This is a genomic window from Rhodococcus sp. Z6_132, from assembly GCF_058133635.1.
This window is the reverse complement of record NZ_JBYUNP010000002.1, coordinates 451546-470444: the sequence shown is the minus strand read 5'-3', so window position 1 is coordinate 470444 and position 18899 is coordinate 451546. Positions and strand designations below refer to the sequence as shown.

The window sequence follows — 18899 nt, the reverse complement described above, 5'->3', positions numbered from 1 at the left end:
GTCTCGCTGCCAACCCAGCCGTATCGGCGCCTCGGCCCTCACCGCCGGCTTCCGGCGACGCGCGAGCTGGCTACGGCTGCGCGAGCACCAGGCACCACTCGTTGCCCTCGGGGTCGAGCATCACCTGAAACGCCCCGGCGACGTCGCGCTGGACCTCCCCGAGGCGGCGGGCACCCAGGGCCTCGGCCGCCAGGGTGGCCACCTCCAAGTCGCGCACGTCGATGTCCAGGTGCAGCCGGTTCTTGCCGGTCTTGGCCTCGGGCACCCGCTGGAAGGCCAGCCGCGTGGAGCCTGGCGGATCGACGTAGGCCCAGTCGTCGCTGCGCACCCGTGGCTGCCCACCCAGCACTCCCGACCAGAAGCGGACCAGAGCGGCCGGATCAGCGCAGTCGACGACCACCGCGTCGATGTGTCCGATCATGGTTCGACGATAACCACGGACGGTGCCTGGCTCGGTGGCACGCCGCTGGGAGGGGACCGATCGTGCGCGCGCAGCTCCGCCCGGGTCGCCAGCTGCAGCTCCGCACCGCTCAGGGGTGGGCGACGGGACCCTCGCAGTCCACGTAGGGATTCTCACCGGTCACCCGCTGCTCCTCGACCACGCTGCCGTTGACCAGGATGCGGCAGGCGATAGTGCCGGTGCCGATCATCAGCCCGGACAGCGACGTCATGACAGCGTCCTTGCTGTGGAGCGTTCTTGACCAGGGCAACGGTTCCAGCTCTTCCAGAGCGATGCTCTTCCCGTTCCAGTAGACGATGCTGCCAGCCAGGGCCCTGTCGCCCGTCACCTCGTACACCACCGTGATGGTCTTCGCACCCGTCTCGGGCTCGGTTGGGAGCTCGGTTCCACTGGGCCCAGCCGAGGGCGGTCCCGTGGTGACCGGCGCCTGGACCGTCGTGCTCGGCGCGGCGGAGGTGTCCGACCCGCCGCCGCCCACGCTCACCACCACGACGAGCAACACGACCAGCACGAGCACTGCTCCCCCGGTGATCCACGGCCACGTCGCCCGCTTGCTCGCCGGAGGGGGATGTCCGTGGGGAGCCCAACCATCCTGCGGCGGAGGGCCTTCAGGCGGGCCCCACTGGGGTCGAGGTGGTTGGTTCACGTGTCCCCCGTTGCTCGCACCGATGACCTGGACATCATGCGGCACACCCACTCTGGGCGGCTGACGAACCGATGGGGGACGAGCTGGCCTGTAAGCCGGATCCTGTGCCTCGACGTGCTCCGAGGAGCGCGTCGAGCGGCGACCATCCATCTGGGTACATCGTCACCGATGCCCTCACGCGGTCCACCCGCAGGCTCGGGCGAGCAGCCCTCAAGCACCTGCGCAGCGGAACCTGCCGACCGAGGTCGACCGGTACCGCCTTTGACCTTGCTCCGGGTGGGGTTTACCTAGCCGCCCCGGTCACCCGGGGCGCTGGTGCGCTCTTACCGCACCGTTTCACCCTTACCAGTGCACGCACTGGCGGTCTGTTTTCTGTGGCACTGTCCCGCGGGTCACCCCGGGTTGCCGTTAACAACCACCCTGCTCTGCGGAGTCCGGACTTTCCTCGGCGACGGGCCTGGCAGCAGGTGCTGCCGGTTCCCGCCAACGCGGCCGCCCGGCCAGCTCGTCCGCCCAGCACTCTACTTGCCCGCAGGGTCCGGGTCCGCCACCCAACACCGTCCGTTTCTCACATTGTGAGAATCGATTCTCACTTCACGAGACAGCGCGGCACAATGGGTCCATGAGCTCCGCCGTGGCCTCCCCCAGTCGCTATCGCTGGGTGGTGCTCGGCGCCGGCACCCTCGCACAGGCCTCCACCGCCGCGGTGTTCCTCGGCCTGGCCTCGGTCACACCGCTGCTGCGCGAGACCTACGCCCTCAGCGTCTCCGGCGTCGGCCTGCTGCTCGGGCTCATCTCCGCCGGCATCCTGCTCACCCTCCTGCCGTGGGGCATGCTCACCGACCGCGTGGGCGAGCGTCCGGTGATCGTCGCCGGACTGGTCGGCGCCGCCGCCTCGCTGGGCGTGCTGTCGCTGACCACGTCCGCGGTCGCGGCCGCGCTCCTGCTGCTGCTCGCCGGCGCCTTCGGGGCCAGCGTCAACGCCGCGAGCGGCCGGGCCGTGCTCACCTGGTTCCCCGTGCGCGGACGGGGCGTGGCCATGGGGGTGCGCCAGTCGGCGGTGCCGCTGGGTGCGGCGATCGCCGCCGCGGTGCTGCCGGGCATCGGCGAGACGCACGGGCTGCCCGCGGTGTTTCGCACCCTGGCGGCGGTGTGCCTGCTCAGCGCCGTGCTGGCCGCGGCGACGATCCACGACCCGGCAGGCACGGTGCGCCGCCCGGCCGGGCGCACGCCGATCAGCCGGGTGCTGGGCCAGCGCAGCCTGCTGCGGTTGTCCGCGGCCAGCGGCCTGCTGGTGGTGCCCCAGTTCACCCTGGGCGCGCTGCTGGTGGAGTACCTGCACGACGACAAGACGGTGGCGCTCACCGCGGCGGCGGCCACGCTCTCGGTGGCGCAGCTGGCCTCGGCGGTGGGCCGCCTGGCGGTGGGTGCGTGGTCGGACCGGGTGGGCAGCCGGGTGCGTCCAGTGCGGACGCTCGGCCTGTGCACGGCCGCCTGCTTCCTGCTGATCGCCGTGCTGGACGTGGTGGTCACCGGGCCGACGCTGGTGGTGCTCGCGCCCGTGCTGGTGGTGGGCACCGTGCTGGCCACCTGCTGGAACGGCCTCGCCTTCACCCTGGCCGGCGAGATCGCGCCGCCCGGGCAGGCTGCCGCCGCCATGAGCCTGCAGAACTCGGCGAACTACTTCGCTGCCACCCTCACTCCGGCGCTGGCCGGGGCGGTGGCGGCGGGGCTGGGTTGGGCCGCGGTGTTCGTGCTCGCCGGGGTGTCGGCGCTGGGATCGGCCGCGCTGCTGCACCCGCGCCGGTTGGCCCGCGTCGCAACGTGAGCGCATGATCAGCAACCTGCGGCACCTGCTCCTCGTGCCAGGACGGGAGGACCTCTGATGGGCAAGCGTCGTACGCGAACGCCCGCTGATCCGCAGGACGCGTCGGCCGCCCCACCGGACCCGAGTCCGAGGAAGCGGAAGGCCCTCTGGCAGAGACCCGGGCTACGCGTCGTCGGGCGGACCCTCAGCGCGTTGATCGAGAGCCTCCCGAGCTGATCCTCGGCCGGTCGTCGCTAGCCGCAAGGCCGAGAAGCCAGCTCGCCCAGCTTTCTCACCTGGTCGCCCCCTGCGACTGGCTGCGCCGGGGGGGCTGGCGGCCGGTGAGGGCGCGAACGGCGTGGGCTCCGTCGCCGCATCCGAAAACCCGTTGCACGCCGCCGTGCCCGCGCGCACACTGGCGTCCGCTCCTGTTCCCCAGCGTGAGGATCCCTCCGGTGAAGCTGCTCGACGCGTCCACGTCCTCCCCGCGCTGACCTCCGTCGACTCGCCGTTCTCCGGCTCCGGTGTCAGCGCGTCCGCTGACCGTCCAGGAGCCTCATGTCTGCCTCTCGCACCACCACCGCCAGCGCTGCCGCTGTCACTCTCACCGGCGTCGGCCTCACCTGGCCCGACGGCACCGTCGCGCTGCACGGGATCACCGGCGCTTTCAGCACGGGCCGCACCGGCCGCAACGGCTCCGGCAAGTCCACGCTGCTCCGCCTGATCGCCGGGCTGCTCTCCCCCACCGCCGGCCGCATCGTGTGCTCCGGCGACCTCGGCTACCTGCCGCAGACGCTCACCCTCGACGCCCGCGCCAGCCTGGCCGACCTGCTCGGCATCAGCGAGCAGCTGGCGGCCCTGCGCGCGATCGAGTCCGGCGACGTGGACAACCGCCACTTCGAGGTGATCGGCGACGACTGGGACCTGCCCACCCGCGCCGCCGACGCCCTGCGCACCGCCGGGCTGGACGGCGCCGACCTCGACCGCCGCGTGAACCAGGTCTCCGGCGGCGAGGCCGTGCTGGTGGCCACCGCCGGACTGCGCCTGCGCCACACCCCCATCACCCTGCTGGACGAGCCCACCAACAACCTCGACCGTGCCGCCCGGGCCCGGCTCGCCGACCTGGTGCGCACGTGGCCGGGCGCGCTGGTCGTCGTCAGCCACGACCGCGCCCTGCTGGAGCTGATGGACGACACCGCCGAGCTGTTCGAGGGCCGGCTCAGCGTCTTCGGCGGCCCCTACAGCGCCTGGCTGGCCCACCTCGAGCAGGCGCAGGCCGCCGCGGAGCAGGCCGAGCGGGCCGCGCAGCAGGTGGTGCGCACCGAGAAGCGCCAGCGCGTCGAGGCGGAGACCACGCTGGCGCACCGCGTCCGCAACGGCCGCACCGCGTTCGAGAACAAGCGAGTGCCCAAGATCCTGATGAACCAGCGCAAGAGCAACGCCCAGGTCTCCGCCGGTCGGCTGCGCACTGAGCTCGACGGCAAGGTGCGCAGCGCCCAGGACATCCTGGCCGAGGCCAGCGCGCGGGTGCGCGACGAGGAGCACGTGCACGTCGACCTGCCCGACCCCGACGTACCCCGCTCGCGCCGCATCGCCGAGCTGCAGGACGCCCGTGGCGCAACCGTGCTCATCCAGGGCCCTGAGCGCCTCGCCCTCACCGGCCCCAACGGCGTCGGCGTTACACATCGGATCTCTGACCCTAGCAATCCCGAGTTTCGCTTCCAGGCTACGAGAGCTGGGCGCCCGCTTCGAGCCAGTGCTCGGGGGAGGCCTGAGCCACCGCAGCCATCACTCCTGCGCACGCGGCGATCGCGTGCCTGATCGAGCTGTGTTGACTGCTCCTGTGCGGGCGACGTTGACGTGCTGAGGGACGCTACCGCGCGGGGCGCGCGCAGTCGTGAGAGTCGAGCGACATAACGAGGCGCCGGCGGAATCGGCAAGGACGTAGCCGGTACTGTTCAACCGTGGCTCGAACTGCGGGATCGCGTACCCGGGTTGGTCTGCATACCAATCTGACGCGAGCTGCCTCGGACTCGACGGCGCACCGCCTGGCGGCGAGCCGCGAGCAAGCAGGCACGCTATCGGTTCCGAGCGACAAAATGGCACCGTGACGACGAAGCAACTCGAGCTGCCGGCGACGCTGTGGTCCGTCCCGGACGGTCCGTGGCCGGACCCGCCGGTACAGACTAGGCCGGCGCTGCTTCCCGTGGGCGAGTTGACCCCGGAGAACGCGGAACGCCTGTTCACCCGGCTGCTGGAAACCGAAGCGCACATCGAGCACGCGACCCTGTACGGACTGCCCGGGCAAGCCCAGGCAGGAATCGATGTGTACGCGCGAACGGCGCCCTCGCTGGATGCCGCCACCACGGCGGGGAGAAGCTTCGTGGCCCTGCAGTCACGTCGGGTGAAGAGCCTCACCGCAGCATCCATCACCTCGGCGGTCACCGACTTCCTCGCCGGCGAGTGGGCGGACCGGTGCTCCCGGTTCTACTACGCCACGAGTTCGTCGCTTCGCGATACCAAGCTGGATGCCGCCCTCCGGTCCGTGCATGACGCCCTCGCGGAGAAGGACATCGAGTTCGAACCGTGGGGAGCGGAGGAGGTCGCCGCCCGGCTCCGCGATCAACCTCGGCTGGTGGATGACTTCTTCGGACGGGTGTGGGTGGCCGCGTTCTGCGGAGAGGACCGCGCCGCGGAGCTCGTCCGGCGGATCACCCCCGCGCAGGCACGCGCCGCACGCGCCGCCCTCGGAGGCCTCTACCAAGCCGCGTTCCGGGCGCAGGGTGCCTCGTCGACGGTCACCGGCACACACACGCGGGGCCTGTCGTATCTGATCCTCGATACACAACCGGCGTCCGAGGACACATCGGCACGGGCGACCCCCATGGAGCCGGAGCAGACGGAGCCGCCGGTGACGATTCAGCCGCTTGAGGAATACGCGGGAACTCCCCGAATGATGCGCCGCCGCATCCGCCAGCCTGCGCGGCGAGACCCAGTCAGATCGGCAGATGCAGATCGGGCACGCACTCCTGTCGACGAATGGACTGAGTCCGCGCGCCTCCGGCTGCTCATCGGCGCGCCCGGGGCGGGAAAGTCCAGCTTCCTGATGTTCGCCGCTGCGGACATCCTCGCCGCTGAACCGCAGTCCGCGGCGTTGCAGCGGGCGCACGGTGGCGACTTGCCGCTGTGGTTGCCGTTCGGGTTCCTGTGCCGTCACCTCGACGGATCAACCACGAACTCGGTTGTCTCGGCCATTCAGGCCTGGGTCACCCAGCAGGGTGGACCGTCAGCTTGGGATTTCACTCAGCCGGCTCTCGACGATGAACGGGCGATCCTGCTCGTCGATGGAGTCGACGAGTGGAGTGACTCCGCATCCGCGGAGTACGCGCTCGGGCTCATCGAGTCGTTCGTGTCCCAACGCCGCATCGGCGCGATCCTCACCGCACGCCCCTATGCGGTGGACCGACTGAACTGGGTGGAGCCGTGGGCGAAAGCGGTCCTCGCACCGCTCACCCATATTCAGCAGGTCGACCTGGTCACCCGGGTGCTATCCGAGTCCGACACGCCCGGTGGAGACGGTGCGTCCAGCCCGCACGCGGAGTCGTTCCTGGCCGAACTGACGCAGATACCAGCGTTGAGCGCCCTTCTGGGCACACCGCTCTTCCTCAGGCTGCTGGCGAAGTCGTGGCGTGGTGAGTCGTTGCCGCCACAACGGTTCCACCTGTTTTCCGCGCTCGTCGAGCTTCTGGTGGACAAGCATCCGCAGATGCGCCGCCGCGCCTCCTCCGCGGCGGGATCCGAGTTCTCCACCGGCGACATGCTCACGGTACTCCGTGGCGTCGCCTATCAGACAAGGATCGAGGGCGGCTCGCCGATCCGGCCCCGGCAGGAAATGGAGCGACGGATCCGGGAGGAGCTTCGACGCGACGACGGCCTCGCGTACCCTGCGGCTGACGCGGCCCGGGTCGCGAGGGCAGTGCTTTCGCAGGCGGAGGACGAATACGGTCTGCTCGTCCCGCAAGGCGTCGGCATGGTCGGGTTCTTGCATCGGGTGTTGCTCGATCAGCTTGCCGGCGAGCACCTAGCCACCCTCCCGCCCGAGGAGCAAGAGAACGCCCTGACCGGCCGGGCCGGCGACCCTACGTGGCGGGATGTGCTCATCGCCGGGCTTGCCACGCAGGTCAACGCGCACGTGAACGCGTCTCGGCTCACCTTGCTCAGCGAGCACGCCGAGGTGGACCCGGTCGACAAGTACGAACTGATCGCCGAGGCCATCGCCGCCGATGTCGCGATCACTACGCCGAAGCAGTCGCAGTGGGTGACGGAGATCATCGACCAAGTCAACGAGCACGCTGACACCGCCCACCGAGCCACGCTGATTGCGTCGCTGGTATCGATGACGAAACACGCTTCGCTGCGACCGCTGCTGCTCACAACCTTCACACGATGGCTCAACGCCGCACACCCCGAGCCGACGTCACCGCTGTGGATGCTCCGAGACGCCGCGGTCGCAGAGACGGGGGTCCTTCCTGCGCTGCTGTGGGGGCTGCGGCACGAGGACGAGGCGGTGCAGCTGAACGCTGCCCATGCCATCGCCATCCGCTACGCCGGCGATGCGACGATCGGCGCCCGCATCGAAACGAGCGTCCGCGACGGTGCGAAGGCCATCGACCAGGCGTTCGCGCTGCTGTGCCTGGGAACAGGGTGGCCGGACTGGCCGCAGCTGCCCGCCCTCCTCGAGTGGGCGCGAGCCCAGATCACCCCGGAGTTGCGAGTTTGCGCTCTGCACCTGCTTCGCGAAGCCGCGGGAGGACAGTTCGATTACCTCTCCGCCGCGGAGCGGCAGTGGTTCGGAGGGTTCCTGCGGCATGAGGGGTTGCGGCCGCGGGCGCACTGGACAGACCTCGCCGTCCCGTTCGTGCAGCATGCGCTGTCCGAGCAGCCGAAAGCGGCGCGGTTCGTGCTGGAGACTCTATCCGGCAACGGCAAGAATGGCGGCGACCGGTCGATGGCCTGGCTGCTGGCGTGCACCACGTTCAGCGACGACGAGGTGATCAAGAACTGGGTGGCCGACGAGCTGCAACACCCAGACCGCAACGGACTCGTGCTGCACAACCTTGCGCTCATCCCCGAGGCGTGGCGCGCAGACCCCGCTTTCGCGCGAAGCGCCGCGGTGACGATCCGGGAAGAAGCCCCGAAACTTGCGTTCAGCGACGGGGTCATCGCCCTCGCCGAATCGTTGCCCGACGCCGACGTGCTCGATGCGCTCATGCCCGCCCTGGACTCGTGGCGCCCCGTCCGTGCCGGGGCAGCGCTGGTGCAACGGTTCGGGCAGCGTCCCGAGGTGCGCGCGGTGTTCGACGAGCGCCTGCATGGGCCTGTCGAGTCGGCGGCACCACTCGCACCGCTCGCGCTGGATGCGCTCGGTGCCGAGGAAGGGTTCCGGGTGCTCGTCGCGTTACTGCGGTCTTCGGCCAACGAGGGTGACGGGGAAGCCCGAGTCGTGGTGGCGATGGCCCTCGCCGACGCCTGGGCGCAGTTCGCCAGCACCCCGGAGGACCCTGAGTCCGCTGCGATCCTGCGCGAATACGATCCGGACGAACTCGCGACACGCTGCACCGCCGTCGGGACGGGACACCTCACCTGGCATGTCGACGCAATCATCGCCGCGTGGCCGGCGCACGAGGCGGTCGTCGCATTCGCGTTGCAGGCCCTGCAGCACCCCCGGCGCGTCAGCAGCGGCATCCGCGACCCGGCACCCCCTGCGATCGTGCGCGCATACGGCGCCCGCGCCGACGCCACCGCCAACATGATGATGGATGCGGTTCTCGATCAGCTCGCCTACCTGCCACCGCAGCTGCGGGAGGTGCTCGTCGATGCCCTGACCCGCTCCGATCTGACCCCCGCCACCCTGCGCGACCTCCTCGGGGGCTGGGGTGAGGACCCGGACGTCTGGGTGCAGCGCACTGCACTGACCGGACTGGTCCGTCGCGTCGATCGGTACCGGATCTCCCCGAACGCCGAGCACGCACAGGCCCAGGAGGCGACCGACTGGCTGCGCACACAGGTGCAAGCCGAACTCTGCGGCTACGGTCCGGCTCTGCAAGACCGCCGCCAGACCGGGTGGGTTGGGATGCTGCTGCTGGGCGACCTCGGGCTGCACGACGGACTCCTGGAGACCATTGGGGAACCCACCCGACCAGGCGTGCACCTCCGACACCTGTTCGGAGGCGTCGACCGGGAACTGGTCGACCTGCTCAACGCCAACTGGGACGAGGTGTCCACCCACTTCGGCGACGACCTGTTCACTCTGCTGTCCGCCTCCAACGCCAGGTACGTGCGCGAGAACGCTCGAGCAACCGTGCTCGGCCAGCTCAGCACCAGCTCGTCACCGCACCCCTCCGTCAGCGAACTCATTCGCGCGGAGGCTGACACGAACCCTCAGTTCCGCAACAGCGCCGAGTATCTTCTCTGGTCGCATCGCGGTGGACGCCGCGATCTCGACCTCTTCGTCGCCTGCCTGACAAGCGAAGGCTTTTCCACCTCGAGCCGGAGAGAGACGAACGAGATCTACGACCTGCTGGTCGATCCGGACTCGTGGCAGGTCCCTGCCGAGACGCTCCGCGACGCGCTGACGCGGCAGTCCGGTTTCGACGCCGACCCGCAACTGCGGGCGTTGTTCTGCGAACTGTTCCCGACCGACGAGTGCAGTCGCACGATGTTTGCCGACCTGGAGGCGTGGTTCCGCACCGACGATCCGCGGGATCGTCGCGAATGGATCGACTCGCTCGCCGTCGCCGTCCGGTCCTCACCGCCCAGCGTCCTGCCCGCGATCGTCGAACGAGCACACCACCAGATCATGCTCCGGGACGCCGCCTACCTGTTCCCCCTGCTTACAGGCCCGCTGCTGCGCCGACTCCGCCACGACCCGGACGCAGTCACTGCGCTTCGATCCGCGATCCAGGATCCCGCCTCCGCGGATACCAGCACCCCGATCTGGGTGCAGACACTTGAGGCCGGGCAGACCCGCGACCCGGCGATTAACACGCAACGGTCCTACCTGTTGGCAACGGTGCTCGGCCACGCCGGACTGCTTGACGAGAGCACCGCGACGACGATGCGGGACATACTCACCACCACCAACCCAGATGTGGTGGTCCACGATCCTTTCACCGGAGCCGAACGTCCCGCGCGTGCGGCAGCGGTCACCCCGACTAGATTCCCCCCGACCCGGAACTGACACTTATCCAATGTGGTCCTCCGCGCGCTCCACACCCTCAACGCGCTGATGCTAGGGCTGGCGTGCAGCAAGACCACCCTGCTCGAGGCCCTGGTGCACGGCGCCGCAACACCGCCGGACCGCGCCGGCGGCACCCTGCTCACCTACCGCCTCGGCTACCTGCCGCAGCGCCTGGACGGCCTCGACGACCACGCCACCGCCCTGGAGAACGTGCGCGGGGCAGCACCCGACGTCCACCCGGGCACCATCCGCGGCCGCCTGGCCCGCTTCCGGCTGCTCGCCGACGCCGTCGAGCGGCCGGTGCGAACCCTCTCCGGCGGCGAACGGTTCCGGGTGGCGCTGGCCCGGCTGCTGCTGGCCGAGCCCCCGCCCCAGCTGCTGGTGCTCGACGAGCCCACCAACAACCTCGATCAACACACCGTGGACCAGCTGGTGGACGCCCTGCGCGGCTACCGCGGAGCGGTGCTGGTGGTCAGCCACGACGACGACCTGCTAACCCGTCTGGACCTCACCACCACGCTGGTCCTGGACCCCGAGGGCGGGCTGCGCCTCGCGTGATGCTCAGGGTGTCCCGATGACCGCGAGGGCGAGGAACGCGAGCGCGGCGGTGCTGGTGGTGGTGCGCATGAGGTTCCAGCGGTTCCAGCGACTCTCGAAGTGCCGGCGAGCCGACTGGTACTGCGCCTCGGACGCCATGGGTGCGGCATCGAGCGTCTGGTTCAGCGGCACGTTCGCCACGGCGGTGATGACGAACGTGGCCACCGAGCAGGCGGCGCCGGCCACCAGCCACGGCAACGAGACATCCCGGTCGGAGCCGAGCGCGAGGGCGGTCGCCGCGACCGCGGCCAGTGGTGCCGCGCCGAACACGGACAGGAACCAGGCGTTGAGGATCGCAGAGTTGATCGCACGAAAGGTGGTGACGTAGGAGCGGTCGTCGACCCGGCGCAGCGCGGGGCAGATGGCGCAGCTGAACGCGAAGAACAGCCCCGCCAGCAGCCCGTTGCCGACCACGGCGACGAGGAGCACAGCGGCGTAGGTCCACGAGCCGAGCGTCGTCATCACCGGACCTCCGAGTGTCTGTGCCGCAAGGCTAGTCAGTCGCTGAGGAACCGAAGAACCTCGTCGGTGACCCGCTCGGGTGCGTCCTCCATGACGAAGTGCCCGGCCTCGGGGATCACGACCAGCTCGGAGCCGGGGATGTCGGCGTGCAGCCGGTGCGCGTAGGAGACCGGCTGCCACTGGTCCTGCTCGCCCCAGACGATGCGGACCGGCATCGCCAGCGCGCCGAGCTGGTCGGTGATCTCCTCGGTGTAGGTGGAGTCGTAGTGCCGCACCTGGTGCTCGAAGAACGACGCCCGCCCGACGGCCGACTGGTGCGGCGCGAGGTAGGCCTGCAGGGTCTCGCCGGTCATCAGCCCGGTGTCGTGGACGGTCATGCGCAGCTGATCGGTGAGCAGCTGGTCGAGCTCGTCCTGCGGCAGACCGGCGTAGTCGTCCAGGTGCTCGTCGATGATCTTCCGCCAGGTGGACGACGGCCAGGAGTCGTAGCTCACGGTGTCGAGCACCATGAGTCGACGTACCCGCTCCGGGTGGGCGAGGGCGAAGCGGAGCCCGATCGCTCCCCCGATGTCGTGCGCGATGATCGTCGCCTGCGTCACACCGAGCCCGTCGAGCATGGCCCCGAGCAGCTCGGTCTGCCCGGCCACCGAGGTGTCGGCAGCAACCGGACGCTCGGAGCTCCCGTAGCCGAGCAGGTCGTAGGCGATGGTGCGGTAGCCGGCCTGCTCCACCCGAGGCACCACCGCCCGCCACTCGTAGGAGTGCGACGGCGTTCCGTGCAGGAACACCACGGGCTCGCCCGTGCCGTGGTCCCGATAGGCGATCCGCGCGCCACGGGCGATGAGCGTGTCGGTGAGCAGTGCCATGTCTGCCGCCTCTCCGTGCAGGTAAACCGATCTGTCACCCCCAGCATAAACAGATCTGTTTACTTGTGTCCTAGGCTGGGTGCATGACCGTGGTGCGGACGAAGAAGGCGGCGCAGGTCCTGCAGGCCGCCTCGGAGCTGTTCTACGCGCACGGCATCCACGCGGTCGGGGTGGACACCATCGCGGAGCGGGCCGGCGTGTCCAAGAAGACGCTGTACGAGCGCTTCGGCTCCAAGGACCGGCTGGTGGCGGACTACCTGGCTGAGCGCGACGCGCAGTGGCACGCGTTCCTGCACGACTGCTTGCGGGAGGCCGACCCCTCGCCCGTGGAGCAGGTGGTGGCCATCTTCCGCGCCTCCGGCCAGTGGGCGGCAGAGCGGGGCGGCAAGGGGTGCGCGATGGTCAACGCCCACGCCGAGATCAGCGACCCTGCCCATCCCGCCCACGCGGCGATCGTCGGCCAGAAGCGGTGGATGCTGGAGCTGTTCCGCGAGCTGGCGGTCCAAGCGGGCGCGGCGGAGCCGGACGAGGTGGCCGAGACCCTCATGCTGCTGCACGAGGGCGCCGTCGTCTCTGCCGGCATGAGCACCTTTGCCGGTGCGTTCGACCGAGCCGCCACCGCCGCACGGAGACTGATGGTGAGCCCGGCTCGTCGCCGGTGACGCCCGTTCCGGCTGGCTAGAGTCAGCAGCCGTGTCCGCCGCCCAGATGACGCTGCTGGCACTGGTCGGCGTGATCTCCGGTGCGGCCAACGCCATCGCCGGCGGTGGCTCGTTGATCGTGTTCCCGGCGCTGCTCGCCGTGGGCCTGCCGCCGCTGGATGCCAACGTCACCAACTCCATCGCCCAGTGGCCCAGCTACTTCGGTGCCACGGTGGGCCAGCGCGCCGACCTGCAGGGCCAGGAGGCCCGGCTGCGGCTGGTGGTGCCGCTGGCGGCCGCGGGCTCGTTCACCGGGGCGGTGCTGCTGCTGGTCCTGTCCAGCGCGGTGTTCGACACCGTGGTCCCGGTGCTGGTGCTGGCCGCCAGCGCCCTGATGGCCCTGCAGCCACGGATCACGCACTGGACCGGTGACCCCCAGCCCGGGGACCCCGACCGCACGGTGGCCCTGGGCCTGTCCGTCTTGGTCGCCACGCTCTACGGCGGCTACTTCGGCGGTGCGCTGGGCATCATCATGATGGCGCTGCTGGCGGTGACCGCCAACGACACCCTGCGCCGGCTCAACGCGGTGAAGGTGGCGCTGTCCATGGTGGCGGCAACCGCCGCGCTGGCGGTGTTCGCCCTCGGCGCCCCGGTGCACTGGGGCTGGGTGGCGGTGATCGCCCCGGCCACGCTGGTGGGCGGCTACCTCGGCGCCAAGATCGCCCAGCGGGTGCACGCCGCGGTGCTGCGCTGGTCGGTGGTGGTGCTCGGGGTGGCGGTGGGCGCCTACCTGGTGGTGACCTGAGCGTGCTGGCGCTCGCGCTGCTGGTGGTGGTGCTGGTGTTCACCGTGGCCGCCCCACACCGGTGGCCGGAGGCGGTGGTGGCCGTGCCCGCCGCGGTGCTCACCGTGGCGGTGGGCGCGCTGTCCCCGGCCCAGGCCTGGGAGCAGGTGCGCGAGCTCGGCCCCACCGTCGGCTTCCTGGCGGCGGTGCTGGTGCTGGCGCACCTGGCCGACGTGCACGGAGTGTTCCGCTGGGTCGGCGGGCTGCTGGCCGGCGGGGCCCGCGGGCAGCCGCGGCGGCTGCTGAGCCTGGTGTTCGTGGCCGCCTCGCTCACCACCGCGGTGCTCAGCCTGGACGCCACCGTGGTGCTGCTGACCCCGGCGGTGCTGGCCACCACGCTCCGGCTGCGGGTGCCGGCCCGTCCGCACGTCTACGCCACCGCGCACCTGGCCAACTCCGCGTCGCTGCTGCTGCCGGTCTCCAACCTCACCAACCTGCTGGCCTTCTCCGCCAGCGGGCTCAGCTTCCTGGGCTTCGCGGCGCTGATGGCGTTGCCGTGGCTGGTGGTGGTGGCCCTGGAGCTGGTGCTGTTCCGGCTGTTCTTCGCTGCTGATCTGCGTCCGCGCCCTGCCCTCGAGCTCCCCGTGGAGCCGGCCCCCACCCCGCGGCTCGCCCTGGTGGTGCTCGCGCTCACCCTCGTCGGGTTCGCGGTGTCCGGGCTGGTCGGGGTGGGGCCGGGGTGGGTGGCGGCCGTGGGTGCTGCGGTCCTGGCGGTGCCCGCGCTGGCGAAACGCAGCACCTCCGCGCCCCGGCTGGTGCGCGAGGCTGCGCCGTTGTTCTGCCTGTTCGTGCTGGCCCTGGGGGTGGTGGTGGGCGGGGTGACCGCTGGCGGGCTCGGGGAGCTGGTGGGCGAGCTGGTGCCAGAGCACCCCACGCTGCTGGCCCTGCTGGGCACGGCGGTGCTGGCCGCAGTGGCGGCCAACGTGGTGAACAACCTGCCCGCCACGCTGCTGCTGCTGGCCGTGCTCGGAACCACCGCCGACCCGGGGCTGGTGCTGGCGGTGCTGCTGGGGGTGAACATCGGCCCCAACCTCACCTACGTGGGCTCGCTGGCCACCCTGCTGTGGCGGCGGGTGCTGCGCAGCCGCGGGGTGGCGCCGTCGCTGCGCACGTTCACCGTGCTGGGCCTGCTCACCGTGCCGCTCACGCTGCCCGCGGCCGTCCTCGCGCTGTGGCTGGGCCTGCAGCTGCGGTGAGGGCTCGACTCAGCTGGTGGGAGCGTTGACCAGGCGCACGCTGCTGCCGCCGTCGGGGTAGAACTCCGCGGTGCTCAGCGACGCCAGGTCCAGGTGCAGCCGGAACAGCAGCGACGGGCCGCAGTCCAGGGCCAGGCGCAGCAGCGTCTTGATCGGGGTGACGTGGCTGACCACCAGCACGGTGGCCCCGGGGTGCGCGGCCACCAGCTCGTCGCGCGCCGCCTGCACCCGCTGGTGCACCTCGTCGAAGCTCTCCCCGCCGGGAGGAGCCACCGAGGTGTCCCCCAGCCAGCGGCGGTGCAGCTCGGGGTCGCGCTCGGCGGCCTCGCGGAAGGTCAGCCCCTCCCACTCGCCGAAGTCGGTCTCGGTCAGGTCCTCGTGCACGGTGACGTCCAGGCCCAGCTCCTGCGCCGCGGCGGCGGCGGTCTGGCGGGCACGCCCCAGCGGGGAGGACACCACGGCGGTGATCCCGCCGAGGCCGGCCACGTGCTTGGCTGCGGCGGCGGCCTGCTCGCGGCCCACCGCGGTCAGCTCGGGGTTGCCGCGCCCGGAGTAGCGCCGGTCCACCGACAGTGCCGTCTGCCCGTGGCGCAGCAGCAGCAGCCGGGTGGGCGTGCCCACGGCCCCGGTCCAGCCGGGAGACGCGGGCTTGGCCGCGGCGACCGGGGTTACGGCCGCGGACGTGGCGGCCGGTGCGATTCCGGCGGCGGCGGCGTCCATGGCCTGGTTGGCCAACCGGTCGGCGTGGGAGTTCTGGGCCCGCGGGATCCAGGTGAAGCCCACCCGGGACAGCTGCGCCACCAGCTCCCTGGCCTCAGCGGCCAGCGGGATCATGTCCGGGTGCTTGATCTTCCAGCGCCCGGACATCTGCTCCACCACCAGCTTGGAGTCCATCCGCACGTCCACCTCGTGGGCACCGAGCTCGATGGCGGCCTGCAGCCCCGCGATGAGCCCGCGGTACTCCGCGACGTTGTTGGTGGTGCGCCCCAGCGCCTCCTTGCGCTCGGCCAGCACCGTGCGCGCACCGTCAGCGCTGAGCACCACCGCGCCGTAGCCGGCGGGCCCGGGGTTGCCGCGCGAGCCTCCGTCGGCCTCCACCAGCACGTGGGCCAAGCTCACAGACCGGACTCCTTGGTGCGCACCAGGATGGCGCCGCACTCCTCGCAGCGCAGCACCAGCTCGGGTGGGGCAGCGGCGAAGCGAGCCATCACGCTGCGGTCCAGCTCCATCCGGCAGGCACCGCAACGGCGGGCCTGCAGCAGGGCCGCACCGGCACCGCGGGAGGCGCGCTGGCGCTCGTAGACGGTGAGCAGCTCGGCCGGGAAGCGGGGCAGCTGCTGGGCGCGCTGCTCGATGCAGCGCCTCTCGGCGGTGTCCAGGTCGGCCAGCGCCTCGTCGCGCTGGCGGGCGGCCTCGTTCAGCTCGTCCTCGACCTTGCTCAGCTGCGCGCCGGCGTGCTCGTGGTCGGCGGCGCTGGCCTCGCGCTGCTCCATCACCTCGAGCAGCTCGTCCTCCAGGATCCCCTGCCTGCGGGTGAGGGTCTCCAGCTCGTGCTGCAGCTCGGTCATCTGCTTGGGGGTGACGGTGCCGCCCTCGAGAAGCTTGCGGTCGCGGTCCTCGCGGCTGCGCACCGCCTCCACCTCGCGCTCGAGCTTGCGGATGTCGCGGTCGAGGTCTTCCACCTGCATCTGCACGGCCACGGCGGCGTCCTTGCGGGCCTGTCGCTCGGTCTCCAGGCGCTCCACCTCCTGCGCCTCGGGCAGGGTGCGGCGGCGGTGGGTGATGCGCGCCAGCTCGGCGTCGGTCGCGGCCAGGTCCAGCAGCGTGCGCTGCACGGCGGGGTCGACGTTCACTCGATGGGCTCCAATGTGTTGGTGTGTCCGGTGCCGCAGCCCACGGTCCAGGGGTCGGTGCGCAGCTGCGACACGCGCGTGCTCACCCTATCCCCGAACGCGGCCTGCACCACGCCCTGCGCCTGTGCGCACCACGGCTGCTCGCTGGCCCAGTGCGCCACGTCCACCAGGGCCGGCCCGCCGGTGCGCAGGTGCTCGTCGGCGGGGTGGTGGCGCAGGTCGGCGGTGAGGAACACGTCCGCCCCCAGCCGGGCCACGGTGCCCAGCAGGGAGTCGCCCGCGCCACCGCACACCGCCACCCGCTGCACCTGCCGATCGGGGTCGCCGGCGGCCCGCACGCCCCACACCGTGGCGGGCAGCGCGGCGGCGGCACGGGCGGTGAACTCGCGCAGCGTCTCGGCCTCGGCCAGCTCACCCAGGCGGCCCAGCCCCTGCGACGACGGCCGCGGCGCCACTTCCAGCACGTCGTAGGCCGGCTCCTCGTAGGGGTGGGCCCACACCAGGGACCCCACCACCTGCGCGCGCAGCCGCCGCGGGGCCACCACCTCGATGCGGACCTCGGCCACCTCGGTGAGCTCCCCGACCTCGCCGATCGAGGGCAGCGAACCTCCGCCGGGCAGGAACTGCCCGGTGCCGGTGACGGAGAACGCCGCCCGGCTGTAGGCACCCAGCTCGCCGGCCCCGGCGGAGAACAGCGCCGCCTTGACCCGCTCCACGTCCGCCCCCTGCGGGACCATCGTGACGATCTTGTCCAGGGCCGGCTCGGGCTCGGCCTCCAGCGGGCCCAGCACGCGCAGCCCCAGCCGCTCGGCGAGGGCGTCGGACACCCCGGGGTCGGCGGCGTCGGCGTTGGTGTGGGCGCTGAACAGCGCGCAGCCTCCGCGGATCAGCCGGGTCAGCAGCGCCCCCTTGGCGGTGTCGGCCCCCACGCCGGTCACTCCGCGCAGCAGCAGCGGGTGGTGCACCACCAGGGCCTGCGCACCCCACTCCAGCGCCTCGTCCACCACGGCCTCGGTGGCGTCGACGGCGAAGAGCACCCGGCCCACCGGGTCGGCGGGGTCGCCGCACACCAGCCCGACGGCGTCCCAGTCCTGGGCCAGCTCCGGCGGGTAGGCGGCGTCCAGGGTGGCCACCAGGTCAGCCACCCGCACGCCGTTGTCTGCTGCGCTCATCGGAGCACCTCCGTCATCGTCTCGGTCAGCCGGTGGGCGTCTGCGCTGCTGCGCACCGCCACCCGCAGGTAGTCAGGTCCCAGCCCGGGGAAGGTGTCGCCGCGGCGCACCGCGATGCCGCGGGTGCGCAGCTCGCGGCGCACCCGCTCGCCGTCGGGCACGCGCAGCAGCAGGAACGGTCCCTGCGCGGGCCCGCACAGCCACGGCGCCAGCAGGGCCGCCATCTCGGCGCGCTCGACGGCGATCGCCTCCGCCTCCCGCTGCGTCCACGCCACGGCGTCGGGCTCGCAGCAGGCGCGGATGGCCTCCAGCTGCAGAGTGCCCAGCGGCCAGTGTGGACGTCCGCGCGCCAGCCGGGCCAACAGGTCGGGCGGGCCCAGCACGTAGCCGGCGCGCAGCCCGGCCAGCGCCCAGGTCTTGGTGAGGCTGCGCAGCACCAGCACGTCCGGCAGCCGCTGGCCGGCCAGGCTCTGCGGCTCACCGGGCACCGCGTCGGCGAAGGCCTCGTCCACCACCACCACCCGGTTCGCGCGGCGCAGGCCCAGCACCTGCTCGGCGGGGTGCAGCACCGAGGTGGGGTTGGTGGGGTTGCCCAGCACCACCAGATCGGCCTCCGCGGGCACCGCCCCGCCGGCCAGCTGCCACGGCGGGGCCAGCACCACGCGCTGCACGGGCACGTCGGCCTCCCGCAGCGCCAGCTCGGGCTCGGTGAAGGAGGGGTGCACCACGGCGGCCAGGCGCGGGCGCAGCCGCGGCAGCAGCGCGAAGCCCTCGGCCGCACCGGCCAGCAGCAGCACCTCGTCGGGGCGGCGGCCGTGCCGGGCGGCGACCTGCTCGCGGGTGGCCAGCTCCTCGGCCGCACGGGGGTACGCGCCCAGGTCGTCCAGGCGGGCGGCGAGGCGCTCGCGCAGCCACGCCGGTGGCGCCGTGCCCCGGACGTTCACCGCGAAGTCCAGCAGACCTGGCTCGGCGTCGACGTCGCCGTGGTGGCGCAGGGCCCGGTAGTCCAGTGCTGTGCAGTCCGGCCCAGTGGTGTCCTCCACGGCCACGACCCTACGGCCCGCCCTCGCCTGCCTGACGTGCCAGGGACCACACCTGGCGGAGGCGGCGCCCAG

The 18899-nt window shown here is 71.8% G+C and carries 15 protein-coding genes and 1 other RNA gene; 7 read left to right on the top strand and 9 right to left on the bottom strand.

Annotated features, from left to right (window positions below):
* Positions 1-70 precede the first annotated feature (70 nt).
* The 3 genes from AC3YO9_RS08885 to rnpB all read right to left on the bottom strand — a co-directional run bounded on the left by AC3YO9_RS08885 (position 71) and on the right by rnpB (position 1614).
* Entirely contained in the window at positions 71-421 is a 351-nt protein-coding gene (locus AC3YO9_RS08885; RefSeq protein WP_489982896.1) for a VOC family protein, read from the bottom strand.
* 109 nt (positions 422-530) lie between these two features.
* On the bottom strand, positions 531-977 hold the full coding sequence (locus AC3YO9_RS08880; protein ID WP_489982895.1) for an MmpS family transport accessory protein: 447 nt from the start codon (positions 975-977) through the stop codon (positions 531-533).
* A 204-nt stretch (positions 978-1181) separates the two neighbouring features.
* Positions 1182-1614, bottom strand: an RNA gene (gene rnpB / locus AC3YO9_RS08875) — RNase P RNA component class A.
* A 114-nt stretch (positions 1615-1728) separates the two neighbouring features.
* Between rnpB and AC3YO9_RS08870 the strand changes: the two genes are divergently transcribed.
* From AC3YO9_RS08870 to AC3YO9_RS08855, 4 genes are all read left to right on the top strand, one after another.
* The gene (locus tag AC3YO9_RS08870; protein WP_489982894.1) at positions 1729-2934 is read left to right on the top strand and encodes an MFS transporter; all 1206 of its coding nucleotides are present in this window, start codon (positions 1729-1731) and stop codon (positions 2932-2934) included.
* A 537-nt stretch (positions 2935-3471) separates the two neighbouring features.
* The gene (locus AC3YO9_RS08865) at positions 3472-4734 is read left to right on the top strand and encodes an ATP-binding cassette domain-containing protein (protein WP_489982893.1); all 1263 of its coding nucleotides are present in this window, start codon (positions 3472-3474) and stop codon (positions 4732-4734) included.
* 286 nt (positions 4735-5020) lie between these two features.
* Positions 5021-10153, top strand: coding sequence for an NACHT domain-containing protein (locus AC3YO9_RS08860; RefSeq protein ID WP_489982892.1), 5133 nt, complete (start codon positions 5021-5023; stop codon positions 10151-10153).
* Positions 10154-10165: 12 nt separating this feature from the next.
* A complete protein-coding gene (locus tag AC3YO9_RS08855) occupies positions 10166-10711 on the top strand; it encodes an ATP-binding cassette domain-containing protein (protein ID WP_489982891.1) in 546 nt (181 codons plus the stop codon).
* 3 nt (positions 10712-10714) lie between these two features.
* On the opposite strand, the gene AC3YO9_RS08850 is transcribed toward AC3YO9_RS08855, so the two are convergent.
* Positions 10715-11212 (bottom strand): anthrone oxygenase family protein, encoded by a 498-nt coding sequence (locus AC3YO9_RS08850; RefSeq protein ID WP_489982890.1) that lies wholly within the window; start codon positions 11210-11212, stop codon positions 10715-10717.
* A gap of 35 nt (positions 11213-11247) precedes the next feature.
* Positions 11248-12078 (bottom strand): alpha/beta fold hydrolase, encoded by an 831-nt coding sequence (locus AC3YO9_RS08845; RefSeq protein ID WP_489982889.1) that lies wholly within the window; start codon positions 12076-12078, stop codon positions 11248-11250.
* Positions 12079-12161: 83 nt separating this feature from the next.
* On the opposite strand from AC3YO9_RS08845, the gene AC3YO9_RS08840 reads away from it, so the two are divergent.
* From AC3YO9_RS08840 to AC3YO9_RS08830, 3 genes are read left to right on the top strand one after another with little or no spacing between them, the layout of a single operon-like run.
* Positions 12162-12740, top strand: coding sequence for a TetR/AcrR family transcriptional regulator (locus AC3YO9_RS08840; RefSeq protein ID WP_489982888.1), 579 nt, complete (start codon positions 12162-12164; stop codon positions 12738-12740).
* A gap of 31 nt (positions 12741-12771) precedes the next feature.
* Positions 12772-13524, top strand: coding sequence for a sulfite exporter TauE/SafE family protein (locus AC3YO9_RS08835; protein WP_489982887.1), 753 nt, complete (start codon positions 12772-12774; stop codon positions 13522-13524).
* Positions 13521-14759, top strand: coding sequence for an SLC13 family permease (locus AC3YO9_RS08830; protein WP_489983449.1), 1239 nt, complete (start codon positions 13521-13523; stop codon positions 14757-14759). Before AC3YO9_RS08835 ends, AC3YO9_RS08830 begins: the two co-directional genes overlap by 4 nt.
* Positions 14760-14768: 9 nt before the next feature.
* On the opposite strand, the gene AC3YO9_RS08825 is transcribed toward AC3YO9_RS08830, so the two are convergent.
* From AC3YO9_RS08825 to cobC, 4 genes are read right to left on the bottom strand one after another with little or no spacing between them, the layout of a single operon-like run.
* Positions 14769-15878, bottom strand: coding sequence for a bifunctional RNase H/acid phosphatase (locus tag AC3YO9_RS08825; RefSeq protein ID WP_489982886.1), 1110 nt, complete (start codon positions 15876-15878; stop codon positions 14769-14771).
* Entirely contained in the window at positions 15875-16612 is a 738-nt protein-coding gene (locus AC3YO9_RS08820; protein ID WP_127783413.1) for a zinc ribbon domain-containing protein, read from the bottom strand. Before AC3YO9_RS08820 ends, AC3YO9_RS08825 begins: the two co-directional genes overlap by 4 nt.
* On the bottom strand, positions 16609-17784 hold the full coding sequence (locus tag AC3YO9_RS08815) for a Nif3-like dinuclear metal center hexameric protein (RefSeq protein ID WP_489982885.1): 1176 nt from the start codon (positions 17782-17784) through the stop codon (positions 16609-16611). The genes AC3YO9_RS08820 and AC3YO9_RS08815 overlap by 4 nt, the downstream gene beginning before the upstream one ends.
* Entirely contained in the window at positions 17781-18827 is a 1047-nt protein-coding gene (gene cobC, locus AC3YO9_RS08810; RefSeq protein ID WP_489982884.1) for an Rv2231c family histidinol phosphate aminotransferase CobC, read from the bottom strand. The genes AC3YO9_RS08815 and cobC overlap by 4 nt, the downstream gene beginning before the upstream one ends.
* Positions 18828-18899 lie beyond the last annotated feature (72 nt).

Bases quoted from the DNA above. Each gene is read 5' to 3' on its own strand.
- AC3YO9_RS08885 (WP_489982896.1), bottom strand. From the start codon at position 421: ATGATCGGACACATCGACGCGGTGGTCGTCGACTGCGCTGATCCGGCC.
- AC3YO9_RS08870 (WP_489982894.1), top strand. From the start codon at position 1,729: ATGAGCTCCGCCGTGGCCTCCCCCAGTCGCTATCGCTGGGTGGTGCTC.
- AC3YO9_RS08865 (WP_489982893.1), top strand. From the start codon at position 3,472: ATGTCTGCCTCTCGCACCACCACCGCCAGCGCTGCCGCTGTCACTCTC.
- AC3YO9_RS08850 (WP_489982890.1), bottom strand. From the start codon at position 11,212: ATGACGACGCTCGGCTCGTGGACCTACGCCGCTGTGCTCCTCGTCGCC.
- AC3YO9_RS08845 (WP_489982889.1), bottom strand. From the start codon at position 12,078: ATGGCACTGCTCACCGACACGCTCATCGCCCGTGGCGCGCGGATCGCC.
- AC3YO9_RS08840 (WP_489982888.1), top strand. From the start codon at position 12,162: ATGACCGTGGTGCGGACGAAGAAGGCGGCGCAGGTCCTGCAGGCCGCC.
- AC3YO9_RS08815 (WP_489982885.1), bottom strand. From the start codon at position 17,784: ATGAGCGCAGCAGACAACGGCGTGCGGGTGGCTGACCTGGTGGCCACC.